Origin of the sequence: Neorhizobium petrolearium (genome assembly GCF_029854435.1) — a bacterium.
GTDB lineage: Bacteria > Pseudomonadota > Alphaproteobacteria > Rhizobiales > Rhizobiaceae > Neorhizobium > Neorhizobium petrolearium.
Genome location: NZ_CP123000.1, coordinates 2,437,463 through 2,449,643, shown reverse-complemented (window position 1 = coordinate 2,449,643; position 12,181 = coordinate 2,437,463). Strand labels below are relative to the sequence as shown.

General features: G+C 61.4%; 9 protein-coding genes and 1 pseudogene. 5 read left to right on the top strand and 5 right to left on the bottom strand.

Translation table 11 applies throughout. The features are described 5' to 3' along the window. Positions 1-158: 158 nt before the first annotated feature. From QEO92_RS12290 to QEO92_RS12280, 3 genes are all read right to left on the bottom strand, one after another. On the bottom strand, positions 159-1,445 hold the full coding sequence (locus tag QEO92_RS12290) for a UDP-N-acetylglucosamine 1-carboxyvinyltransferase (RefSeq protein ID WP_037147949.1): 1,287 nt from the start codon (positions 1,443-1,445) through the stop codon (positions 159-161). An 8-nt stretch (positions 1,446-1,453) separates the two neighbouring features. Further along, entirely contained in the window at positions 1,454-4,939 is a 3,486-nt protein-coding gene (carB, locus tag QEO92_RS12285) for a carbamoyl-phosphate synthase large subunit (protein ID WP_227703216.1), read from the bottom strand. A gap of 154 nt (positions 4,940-5,093) precedes the next feature. Next, on the bottom strand, positions 5,094-5,903 hold the full coding sequence (locus QEO92_RS12280; RefSeq protein WP_227703215.1) for a LytTR family DNA-binding domain-containing protein: 810 nt from the start codon (positions 5,901-5,903) through the stop codon (positions 5,094-5,096). Between the two features lie 103 nt (positions 5,904-6,006). Here QEO92_RS12280 and QEO92_RS12275 point away from each other — a divergent pair, with 103 nt between their 5' ends. From QEO92_RS12275 to ypfJ, 3 genes are all read left to right on the top strand, one after another. Then, positions 6,007-6,489, top strand: a complete 483-nt coding sequence (locus tag QEO92_RS12275; protein ID WP_227703214.1) for a DUF2306 domain-containing protein — start codon at positions 6,007-6,009, stop codon at positions 6,487-6,489. A gap of 142 nt (positions 6,490-6,631) precedes the next feature. Then, on the top strand, positions 6,632-7,858 hold the full coding sequence (locus QEO92_RS12270; protein WP_227703213.1) for an MFS transporter: 1,227 nt from the start codon (positions 6,632-6,634) through the stop codon (positions 7,856-7,858). A gap of 95 nt (positions 7,859-7,953) precedes the next feature. Next, positions 7,954-8,856: a KPN_02809 family neutral zinc metallopeptidase gene (ypfJ, locus tag QEO92_RS12265; protein ID WP_227703212.1), complete on the top strand. Its 903-nt coding sequence runs from the start codon at positions 7,954-7,956 to the stop codon at positions 8,854-8,856. A gap of 744 nt (positions 8,857-9,600) precedes the next feature. On the opposite strand, the gene QEO92_RS12260 is transcribed toward ypfJ, so the two are convergent. Beyond that, on the bottom strand, positions 9,601-10,083 hold the full coding sequence (locus QEO92_RS12260; RefSeq protein ID WP_227703211.1) for an SRPBCC family protein: 483 nt from the start codon (positions 10,081-10,083) through the stop codon (positions 9,601-9,603). A gap of 50 nt (positions 10,084-10,133) precedes the next feature. Between QEO92_RS12260 and QEO92_RS12255 the strand changes: the two genes are divergently transcribed. Then, entirely contained in the window at positions 10,134-10,457 is a 324-nt protein-coding gene (locus QEO92_RS12255) for an ArsR/SmtB family transcription factor (protein WP_037147935.1), read from the top strand. On the opposite strand, the pseudogene QEO92_RS12250 reads toward QEO92_RS12255, so the two are convergent. Beyond that, positions 10,454-10,678, bottom strand: a pseudogene (locus QEO92_RS12250) (DUF2938 family protein); the annotation flags it as partial. The gene QEO92_RS12255 and the pseudogene QEO92_RS12250 overlap by 4 nt on opposite strands. Positions 10,679-10,866: 188 nt before the next feature. Here QEO92_RS12250 and QEO92_RS12245 point away from each other — a divergent pair. After that, the gene (locus tag QEO92_RS12245; protein WP_037147933.1) at positions 10,867-12,126 is read left to right on the top strand and encodes a TCR/Tet family MFS transporter; all 1,260 of its coding nucleotides are present in this window, start codon (positions 10,867-10,869) and stop codon (positions 12,124-12,126) included. Positions 12,127-12,181: the final 55 nt, after the last annotated feature.

Below are 12,181 nucleotides of genomic sequence, written 5' to 3'. Positions count from 1 at the left end.
GCCAAGCGCAAGGTAGCATCCGGAGCAGCAAACTTCAATTCTGGGTAGATTGCCAGAATGCTCTCCAAATCTTGCAACTCAAAGCGGTAGCCCCTTGCCTGCAAATACTTCTACGGTGCGCCAGGGCGCTGCCTATCAGCCCCCGCCCGCGCAAGGGATTACTGCCAGCGCACCTCGGCGCCGAGTGCGGTGAGCTTCTCGACAAAATGCGGATAGGCGCGGCGGATCGGGTCGGCATTGCGGATGGTGGAGCGGCCATCGATCTGGATGGCGGCGATGAACAGCGCGAGCACTACGCGGATGATGTAAGGCGCCTCGACTGTGGCCGGGCGCAATTGGTTGCCGCCACAGACAATCAGACGATGCGGATCGGACAGATGCACCCGTGCACCGAATTTCAAAAGCTCGGAACTCCAACCGAGCGCGCCTTCGTAGACCTTATTCCAAAACAGGATATCGCCAGTGCAGCCGACCGACACGCCAATCGCCTGCGGCAGGAGATCGGCAGGGAAATAGGGCCAGGGCGCGGCCTCGATCTTGGGCAGCATTTCCAGCGTGTAGGGTTCTGCGATCGAGCGCGTCCAGCCACTTGCGGTGATCGCTCCATCGCCGATTTCGAAGCGGAGGCCAAGCTTTTCGAACTGGCGCAGGATCAGCGGCATATGGCCGCCCATATCCGTTTCAACAGTCAGGCGTCCACCGGTGACGGCACCGATGGCCAGATAGGTTGCGACTTCATGGTGATCGTCGGGAACGCGTGCGACCGTGCCGCCGAGGCGATCGACACCGTGAATCGTAAGGCGCGATGTGCCGATACCTTCGATCTTGGCGCCCATGGCCAGCAGCATCTCGCACAGCGCTTGCACATGCGGTTCGGAGGCTGCATTGGTGAGTGTGGACGTGCCTTCTGCGAGCGCGGCGATCATCGCAAAGGTTTCCGTCGCCGTTACCGAAGCATAATCCGGCCATAGGTCCGCTCCGACCATCGCGCCTTGACGCTCGATCTCATAGGGATGATCGGCGACGATGCGACCGCCCAGCCTTTCGATGATGTCGAGATGCGGGTCGATCTCGCGCACACCCAGCGCGCAGCCCTTGGCGGTGGTGTCGAATGTAAGGCGACCGTTGCGCAGCAGGACCGGACCGAGGAGTAGCACGGCGGCGCGAATGCCGACCGGCAGTTGCGCCTGGCCGTTCTTGAAGGCTGCTGCATCATGCCTGATCGTCAGACGCTGACCATCCAGATCGCGGTCGATAGTCGAGCCCATCGCCGCGAAATACTGCAGCAATTTGTCGATGTCGCTGATCTCGGGCACATTCTCCAGTGTCACCGCCTCATCGGTCAGCAATGAAGCGCACAGCATCGGCAGGACGGCATTCTTGTTGCCGGAGGGCCGAACTGTTCCGGAGACTGGGCGCCCGCCGTCGATGATCAGGTCAGCCATCGGTTTTCCTAAAAATAGCTCTGCAACGGCCGGACTTCGAGATTGCCGGCCTTCAGCGCCTTGATGGCGAGTGCTGCCGCTTCGGCACCGGCCATGGTGGTGTAGTAGGGCACCTTCTGCATCAGCGTCGCGCGGCGCAACGATTTCGAATCCGAGATCGCCTTGTTGCCGTCGGTCGTGTTGATGACGAGCTGGACCTGGCGGTTGCGGATCGCATCCTCGATATGCGGACGGCCTTCCAGAACCTTGTTGATCTTGGTGGCGGTGATGCCGTGTTCGCCAAGGAAGCGGGCGGTACCGCCGGTTGCGAGCACCTTGAAGCCGATCTCCGTCAGGATGCGGATCGCCGGGAGCACGCGTACCTTGTCTTCGTCGCGGACGGAGACGAAGACGGTGCCGTCGCGCGGCAGTTCAACATTGGCGCCGAGCTGGCTCTTGGCGAAGGCGAGCGCGAAATCCGTGTCGAGGCCGATGACTTCGCCGGTCGACCGCATCTCAGGACCCAGAAGCGTATCGACGCCGGGGAAGCGGGCGAACGGGAAGACGGCTTCCTTGACCGCGATATGCTTCAGCGCCCGCGGATCGGGCTTTTTGCCATAGGCGGCGAAGGTCGCGTCGAGCTTCTCGCCGGCCATGACGCGGGCGGCGATCTTGGCGATCGGTGCGCCGATGGTCTTGGCGACGAAGGGCACGGTGCGCGAGGCGCGCGGGTTGACTTCGAGCACGTAGATCGTGCCGTCCTTGATGGCGAACTGGACGTTCATTAGGCCGCCGACATTGAGCGCCTTCGCCATCGCCTTGGCCTGGCGTTCCAACTCGTCAAGCGTCTCCTTCGAGAGCGAACGGGGCGGCAGCGAGCAGGCGCTATCGCCCGAATGGATGCCGGCCTCCTCGATATGCTCCATGATGCCAGCGACATAGACGTCCGTGCCGTCGGAAAGGCAGTCGACGTCCACTTCGATCGCATTGGTCAAGTAGCTGTCGAAGAGCAGCGGGTTCTTGCCGAGCAGCGTATTGATCTGGCCGGTCTTGTCGTTCGGGTAGCGCTGCTTGATGTCTTCCGGCACGAGGCCCGGAACAGTGTCGAGCAGGTAGGTCTGCAGCATCGACTCCGAATGGATGATCTGCATGGCGCGGCCGCCGAGCACGTAGGAGGGGCGCACCACCAGCGGGAAGCCGATCTCGGCGGCGACGAGGCGTGCCTGTTCGACCGAATAGGCGATGCCGTTCCTCGGCTGGTTGAGGTCGAGCTTCATCAGCAGCTTCTGGAAGCGGTCGCGGTCTTCAGCAAGGTCGATCATGTCGGGCGCTGTGCCGAGGATCGGGATGCCGTTCTTTTCCAGCGCTTCGGCAAGCTTCAGCGGCGTCTGGCCGCCGAACTGCACGATGACGCCGACGACTTCGCCCTTTTCCTGCTCGGCGCGCAGGATCTCGATCACGTCCTCTGCCGTCAGCGGCTCGAAATAGAGGCGGTCGGAGGTGTCGTAGTCGGTCGAGACCGTTTCCGGGTTGCAGTTGATCATGATCGCTTCATAGCCCGCATCCTTCAGCGCGAAAGCGGCGTGGCAGCAACAATAATCGAACTCGATGCCCTGACCGATACGGTTCGGGCCGCCGCCGAGGATCACGACCTTCTTCCGAGCGGAGACTTCCGCTTCTGAACGGAGTGCGCCGACGAAAGGCGTCTCGTAGGTCGAGTACATGTAGGCGGTCGGCGAGGCGAACTCGGCGGCGCAGGTGTCGATGCGCTTGAAGACCGGGCGGACGCCGAGGCTGTTGCGCAGTTCGGCGACTTCCTTCGGGCGCTTGGCCGTGAGGCTCGCGAGGCGGGCGTCGGAGAAGCCCATGGCCTTCAGCATGCGCAGGTTTTCTGCGTCGGTCGGCAGGCCGTGCTCGCGGATGCGGGCCTCCATGTCGATGATCGCCTTGAGCTGGGCGATGAACCACGGGTCGATCTTGCAGGCCTCGTGAACTTCCGCCTCGGACATGCCCATGCGCAGCGCCTGGGCGACCATGCGCAGACGGTCCGGCGTCGGGGTGCCGATCGCGGCACGAATGGCGTTGTGGCGGTCTTCGCCCTCTTCGAGGCCGGGGATTTCGATCTCGTCGAGACCGGTCAGGCCGGTTTCGAGGCCGCGCAAGGCCTTCTGCAGCGATTCCGCAAAGGTACGGCCGATCGCCATGACCTCGCCGACCGACTTCATCGCGGTCGTCAGGATCGGCTCGGCGCCCGGGAACTTCTCGAAGGCGAAGCGCGGGATCTTCGTCACGACATAGTCGATCGACGGTTCGAAGGAAGCGGGCGTCGCGCCGCCGGTGATGTCGTTTTCGAGTTCGTCCAGCGTATAGCCGACGGCGAGCTTCGCCGCGACCTTGGCGATCGGGAAGCCGGTCGCCTTCGAGGCTAGCGCCGAGGAGCGCGACACGCGCGGGTTCATCTCGATGACGACGAGGCGGCCGTCCTTCGGGTTGACGGCGAACTGGACGTTCGAGCCGCCGGTCTCGACGCCGATCTCGCGCAGCACCGCGATCGAGGCATTGCGCATGATCTGGTATTCCTTGTCGGTCAGCGTCAGCGCCGGCGCAACCGTGATCGAATCGCCCGTGTGGACGCCCATCGGATCGATGTTCTCGATCGAGCAGATGATGATGCAGTTGTCCGCCTTGTCGCGGATCACTTCCATCTCATACTCTTTCCAGCCGAGCACCGATTCCTCGATCAGCACTTCGGTGGTCGGCGAGGCGTCGAGGCCGCCCGAGACGATTTCGAAGAATTCCGAGCGGTTGTAGGCGATGCCGCCGCCGGTGCCGCCGAGCGTGAAGGAAGGGCGGATGATCGCCGGCAGGCCGACATGGTCGAGCGCCTGGGCGGCGATCGCCATGGCATGATTCATATAGCGCTGCTTGCGGTCGCTCTCGCCGAGGTTCCACTGGTTTTCCAGCGCGTCGAGCGCCTTGTCGAGCTCGGCGCCGGAAAGGCTGTCGCGCAGCTTGGCGCGCTCGGCCTCATGGGTCTTGCGGTCGGCATCCTTGATGTCGGTGGCGTTGGCCAGCATTGATTTCGGCGTTTCGAGGCCGATGCGGGCCATGGCTTCGCGGAAGAGGGCGCGGTCCTCGGCCATGTCGATCGCGGCGGGCTTGGCGCCGATCATCTCGACATTGTAGCGGTCGAGCACGCCCATGCGCTTCAGGGAGAGGGCCGTGTTCAGCGCCGTCTGGCCGCCCATGGTCGGCAGCAGCGCGTCCGGGCGTTCCTTGGCGATGATCTTGGCGACGACCTCCGGCGTGATCGGCTCGACATAGGTCGCGTCGGCAAGGCCGGGATCGGTCATGATCGTCGCCGGGTTGGAGTTGACCAGGATGACCCGGTAGCCTTCCTCCCGCAGCGCCTTGCAGGCCTGGGTGCCGGAATAGTCGAACTCGCATGCCTGGCCGATGACGATCGGGCCCGCGCCGATGATGAGGATCGATTTGATATCTTGGCGCTTGGGCATAGAAGTCTTTCCGCTTTTTTCCTGCGCGAAAAACCGGCCAGGGCGAAGATTTGCCGGCCGGGTGCGCAATTTAAGGTCTTTTCAGGCTAGAAGCGGCTTATAGGCAAATGTTTTTCCGAACGGAACCCCATAAATCGCCAAATCGACAGAATCCTTAAAGGTCTCCGAAGCGCGCCTTCGCCGCATCCATATTGGGCCGGCTGATGGGGACTTCCACGCCGTCCTTCATGACAACGAAGAGTTTGCCGCCATCGCGCCTCAGTTTCTCGACATGCTGATCCGCCACCCAATGTGACCGGTGAACCTGGAGTCCGGGCGTAGTGCCGAGCTCTCTCAAGGCATCCGCGAAGCGCAGCAGGATCAACTCCCGGCCGCGCGTCGTCACCACTTCCGTATAATGGTCCTGAACCGAGAGCCGAGCGAGCGAGCCGCGATTTTGCGGTTTGAGGCGGCTGAGGATTTCCGGTTCCGCCAACGGTATCGACGCCGCCGGTGCGGGCGTTACCGGCTGCGGCGTCGAAACCTCGGCGATCTGCCGGTGCATGGCGGTATAAGTGAGCAGGCAGAAGAGGGCGCAAAGCGGCAGGGCCACCAGCGCCCGCTGCAGGCCGTTGTTCATCTCGTTCCACGCGCCGGAGAAAGCAAAGTCGATCACGCCGAGCGCAAAGCCGATCGGCAGGGCAGCGACCAGTGAACCGATCATCATCCGCGCCAGCGTATGGCGAAGGCGATTGCGCAACAGCACTTCGGCGGTGACGGAAAGACCGATGGCGATCGTCCAGGTGACCGCATGCACGATCAGCCAGTAACCGAGCCGGACGCCGAACATCATTCGTTCCGACGTGCCGTAGGGACCGCTGACGGCAAAGATGAAAACGATAAGCGCGAAGGTCGTCCAGAAGCGCCAGGAGCGGATGAAGAGCTGCAATTCACGAAGCGTGGAGCTGAAAAACGGGTGAATCACGAAGTTTATCCGCCGTCTGCGCCATTCCGGTTGAGGGTGGGTCAGTTGTGGCGGAAACAGGCGCCAAGTTCAATCGCTCGACGAATTCCATAAGGCGTTCTCCATGAATCTCCAGCCGCTTCTCGATTCCCCGCTTGCCGTGCAGATCCATGTGGCAGCCGTCCTGCCGGCCGCCGTGCTCGGCGCCTATATCCTCGTGAACCACAAGGGCACGCCCGCACACCGGCTGCTCGGCAAGATCTGGATGGCGCTGATGGTCATCACCTCTTTCTCCAGTTTCTTCATCCACGAGATCAATTTGTTCTATGGCTTCAGCCCGATCCACCTGCTCTCGATCTTCGTGCTTGTCGGTGTCTGGCGGGCGATCAGCGCCGCACGGGCCCACAATATCCGGGCGCATAAGGCGTCGGTAATCGGCATGTATATCGGCGGCATCGTGGGCGCCGGCCTGTTCACGCTCATTCCCGGGCGCATCATGAACGCCGTCGTCTTTTCCGGCGGGCCCGACTGGGGCCTGCTGCTTGCCATTGCCGCGATCGCGGGGTTGCTGTTTTTGCAGCGCAAGCTTGCAGCGCGCGCGACTTGATTTCCGTCAAAAAAATTTCCGGACCGTACCGATAGCAGCCTTGCTGACATGGACAGGCTGGGCTTACCGGATTAGTGCTGCAGGAAAGAAACTGTAGCAACGGCCATCCGAGACGACGACCGCTTGCGCGGAGGAAACGACGATGGCCGATGCAACCTCAAAACCCGTCTCTGGCCCCACGATGGCAGCCGCCGCGGCTGACGTGACGGTGCTGCCGATCATCCTGGCAGTCAGCTTCTGCCACATGATCAACGACATCATGCAGTCGATGATCTCATCGATCTACCCGATGCTGAAGACGGATTACGCGCTGGATTTCTGGCAGATCGGCATCCTGACGCTGGCCTTCCAGTGCACGGCCTCGCTCCTCCAGCCGGTGATCGGCATCATTACCGACAAGAAGCCTTTTCCGTATTCGCTGCCGGTTGGCATGGGCTCGACCTTCATCGGCCTTTTCATGCTGGCGAGCGCGCATTCCTATGCCGTACTGGTCATCGCAGCCTCGCTGATCGGCATCGGCTCCGCCGTCTTCCATCCGGAATCATCGCGGGTCGCGCGGCTTGCCTCCGGAGGCCGATATGGTTTCGCGCAGTCGGTCTTCCAGGTCGGCGGCAATTTCGGCCAGTCGATCGGCCCGCTGCTCGCAGCCTTCATCATTGTGCCGAACGGGCAGGGGAGTGTTGCCTGGTTCTCGATCGGCGCCATGCTCGGCATCATCATCCTCACCGGAGTGGCGCGCTGGTACAAGGCGCATATGATCGCCAACAAAGGGCGCAAGCGGGTGCTGAACGCCCACAACCTTTCAAGACGGACGGTTACCATTGCGCTCGCGGTGCTGGCGCTTCTGACTTTCTCCAAGAATGCCTACATGGCGTCGATCGGCAGCTACTACACGTTCTTCGTCATCGAGCGTTTCGGCGTGACGGTTCAGCAGTCGCAGATCATGCTGTTCATCTTCCTCGGCGCCGTGGCGCTCGGCACCGTCATCGGCGGACCGATCGGCGACCGGTTCGGTTCGAAGGTGGTGATCTGGTTCTCCATTCTCGGCGTGCTGCCCTTCACGCTCGCCATGCCTTTCGCCAACCTGCCGGTGACGATCGCGCTCTCGGCCATCATCGGCTTCATCATGGCATCGTCCTTCCCGGCGATCGTCGTCATGGCGCAGGAACTGGTGCCGGGCCGGGTCGGCATGATCGCCGGTATCTTCTTCGGGATCGCCTTCGGGATCGGCGGCATTGCCGCCGCGGTGCTTGGCATTTTCGCCGACCATTACGGCATCACATTCGTCTACACGGTCTGCGCCTTCCTTCCGGCGCTCGGACTGCTCACCGTCTTCCTGCCGGGCAAGAAGGCCCTCCGGATCGCTTGAGGGCGGGCAACACAAAGACGGACGACCAATCTCGATTTTGCAGCGATATGCGCTATATCGCCCGATGAGCATATTCGCCAAAGGAGAACCGGGGAATGGAATGGAGAGGCCGCCGTCAATCGGATAACGTCGAGGACCGGCGTGGAGCTTCCATGGGTGGTTCCATGGGGCGGGGTGGTTTCCGCATCCCCGTGGGCGGTGGCGGACGCCGCGGCGGGGGCATCGGCATCGGCGGTATCGTCCTTATCCTGATCGTCTGCTGGATTGCCGGCATCAATCCGCTGACGCTGCTTTCGGGCGGCGATATCAACCTCGGCGGTTCCGGCTACGAGCAGCAGGTCGGCAGCCGGACGCCCGCCGACGACGATACCACTGCTTTCGTTCGTACCATCCTTGCCGAGACGGAAGATACCTGGAGCGGCATTTTCCAGGCCAACGGCGGCAGCTATCAAAAACCGACGCTGGTTCTGTTTTCCGGTCAGGTCAGTTCTGCCTGCGGTTTTGCATCCTCTGCGACCGGCCCATTCTATTGTCCCGGCGACCGCAAGGTCTATCTCGATACCGATTTCTTCCAGGAGCTCGAACAGCGTTTCGATGCGGCGGGTGATTTTGCCGAGGCCTATGTCATTGCGCATGAGATCGGCCATCACGTGCAGAACCTGCTTGGTATCCTGCCGCGCTTCAACCAGGCCCGCCAGCGCATGAGCGAAGTCGACGCCAACCAGATGTCGGTGCGCGTCGAATTGCAGGCGGATTGCTTCGCCGGCGTGTGGGGCAAGTTTACCGAGCAGAAAGGCATGCTTGAACGCGGCGACCTGGAAGAGGCATTGAACGCCGCGCAGCAGATCGGCGATGATACGCTGCAGAAACGCAGTCAGGGCTATGTTGTGCCGGAAAGCTTCAATCACGGTACCTCGGCGCAGCGCATGCGCTGGTTTCAGCGCGGCTTCGACAGCGGCGACATGAAGGTCTGCGATACGTTTTCGGGCGATGTGTGAAAACTCCTCCAGGGACCGTTGCGAAGCTTCCTTTGAACCCCTCTCTTGGAATTTCTAATACTTAGCTTTCAGCTAAGATATTGAAATTCCATTCTCCCCCGCCAAGGGGGAGATAGGGCATTTTGCGGCTCTGCTTGCGTCCACCTTAGGGGGCATTTTTGCGGCGGGTGATTGTGGCACCTCTACCTCTCCGTTGGCGGGAGAGGAAGAAAAATCAGCATCTTAGCTGAAAGCTAAGTGCTAGATTTTTCAGGTGAGGGGGTAAATTTGCGCCATCTTCATCCCCGCCCTCTTGCCCCATGCCTACAATTATCCCGCTTCCGTCGCCGGAGTGTTTCGCGAGACGTTCGCGGGCAGGCGGGAGCCGGCGCTTTCATCGGAACCGTAACGTGCGGGAAAGGTGGAAGAGGTGAAAACCATGGAGAGTTCGTCGCAAGACAAACGCTCCTATCAAGCCTCCCCCTGGCCGCCGGGTCAGGTTCGGTTGAGCCGTGCAAGTGGTGAGCCTGTCCCGAAAAGACGGGCGTGAACAAGACCACGCAGCGAGGCGAGATGATCACCTGTAGGGGCCGGAAGCCCCGAGAGAACGCCGAAGGCCACGCGAATGCGGAGCCACTTTATACAATTCCAATGAGGTTCCGCATTCGTGTGGGCTCTCCGATCTTTGACACGCCACGGGCTGTTCCGCCGCGTGGGGACTTGGCGTGCCGATAGAGAAGCCGCCCGCGCTCTCCGGAAAGGCGATTACTTGTACATCCCCTCGCGCAGGTTGATGCCGTATTCCACATAGGCCTTCATTGCGCAGAGCATCTGCGACCAGCCCTGGCAATTGCCGTAGGAGGCCGCAAGCCCGCCGGGCGTTTCCCGCCAGCCTTCCTCGGCGATCGTCACCAGCGTACGGCTGCCGTCCAGCGGCTCGAAGGTCATCGTCACCGTCGTCTGGTAATTGGCTGGCAGGACGTTTTCAGGCCCCTGTTCGGCCGGGTTGCCCTCTGTCGCATCCCATCGCAGGACGATTTTCCGGTTCTTCTCCACCTCGACGACCTCGACCGGAAAGGCACCCGGAAAATCGTGAAAATCCCAGGTGACCGTGGCACCCGTTTCGAGCCGCCCTTCAGCGCCGCCGGTCGTGAAATAGCCCGAAAGCTTCTTCGGATCGACCACTGCCTCGAACACGTCCTCGACCGGTTTCGAAATCCGGCCCGACACTTTGAATTTCAGTTCCATGGTCTTCTTCTCCCTTGTTTTCCGCTTCTATCATGTTATAAAAACATAACATGTCAAGCGATAAACAAAGTGACAAGATTTTCAAGGCATTGGCGGCGCCTGTTCGCCGCGAGATTCTCGATGTTCTGAAAGATCACCCGAAAACGACGGGCGATCTCTGTGCCCGCTTCCCGAAACTCGACCGCTGCACGGTGATGCAGCATCTGAAGGTTCTGGAGGGCGCCGATCTGGTACTGGTGAAGCGCGAGGGACGGGAGCGCTGGAACCATCTGAACCCGCTGCCGATCAAGGCGATCCACGATCGCTGGATCGGCGCTTATGCGGCGCGCGCGGTCGACATGCTCGACAAGATGAAGCGGGATCTGGAGGGGTAGTGACCCGCCCAGCCGAGGGCCAGCTCGCGGTGATAGGATTCTGCTGCGGCAATGCTTTCATGAAAGACCTTGCCGCGGGAGAGGTGCCAGAACCAGCGGCCGCCCGGCGCCCAGTTGGCTTTCGGCTGGCTGAAGACGCGGTGAAGCACGATGGCCCATAGATCCATGAGGACGGTCGCACCGATGCCGATCAGCATGCCGCGCCAGAGAAATTCGATCATGGGATGCCGCCGGAACAGAATCGAGGAGAGACGCCAACTCCTATAGATATTCTCCGGCGGGTTGGCTGTCCTTTCATCAAAAACTTTGAAATGTTCACGCATTGTTTCCCTTTTCGTTTGCGGCTATGTAGGCGGCGTGGCGACACGATCGTCTTTCCAGAAAACATCAAAGCCTAGAGAGACACTCGATGCTCGACCCGAAATTCGTCCGCCGCGGCCTTTTCCTCGTCTTCATGATCCTGTTTCTCGATATCATCGGGATTGCGATCATCATGCCGGTGCTGCCGACCTTTCTGCGCGAACTCACCGGCGACGACATGAGCGCGGCTGCCGTCGACGGAGGCTGGCTGCTGCTCATCTATTCGGCCATGCAGTTCCTCTTTGCGCCTCTGCTCGGCAACTTGAGCGACCGCTTCGGCCGCCGGCCGATCCTGCTTGCCTCCGTCTTCACCTTCGCGATCGACAATCTCATCTGCGCGGCTGCGACCAGCTTCTGGATGCTGTTCGTCGGGCGAGTCCTCGCAGGTATCTCGGGCGGCAGTTTCGCCACATGCTCGGCCTATATCGCCGACATCAGCAATGATGAGAACCGCGCCAAGAATTTTGGTCTGATCGGCATTGCATTCGGTGTCGGCTTTACGGTGGGACCGGTGATCGGCGGCCTGCTTGGCGAGCTCGGACCGAGGGTGCCCTTCCTTGGCGCCGGCCTCCTGTCGCTCGCCAATTTCATCGCCGCCTGGTTCCTGCTTCCGGAGACGCTTGGCAGGGCGCATCGCCGCAAATTCGAATGGAGGCGCGCGAACCCGCTCGGCGCGCTGCGCCAGATGCGCCATTATCCGGGGATCGGCTGGGTCATGCTGGTGATGTTCCTCTATTGGCTGGCCCATGCGGTCTATCCGTCCGCCTGGGCTTTCGTCTCGGCCTATCGCTACGGCTGGAGCGAGGGTCAGATCGGCCTGTCGCTCGGTCTCTTCGGCATCTGCGCGGCCTTGGTCATGGGCTTCGTTCTGCCGAAGCTGGTGCCGGTTCTCGGCGAATGGAAGACGGCGGTGCTGGGACTTTCCTTCTCCTGTCTCGGCCTCACCGGCTACGGCCTGGCCTGGGAAGGATGGGTCGTCTATGCCGTGATCCTTGCGACGACAATCGAGAATGTTGCCGACCCGCCGCTGAGGAGCATTGCAGCCGGCAAGGTGCCGCCGTCGGCGCAAGGCGAGCTTCAGGGGGCGATGACAAGCCTTACCAGCCTGACGACGATCATCGGTCCTGCAATCTTCACGCAGCTTTTCAGCGCCTTCACCGGCCCGGAGGCAATCATTGAATTTGCCGGCGCGCCTTACATCATGGCGGCGATCTTCATGGCTGTGGCTATCCTGGTGTTCTTGACCCGGATTTCGCGGAGAACTTCCGCAGTTCCGGCTGGAAACGAGCTGTCCCATCAGATTTCTTGAAGGGACCTGCCAAAAATTCTGCTGGGTCGCGCGTAAGCCTTGCCGCACGGATGAT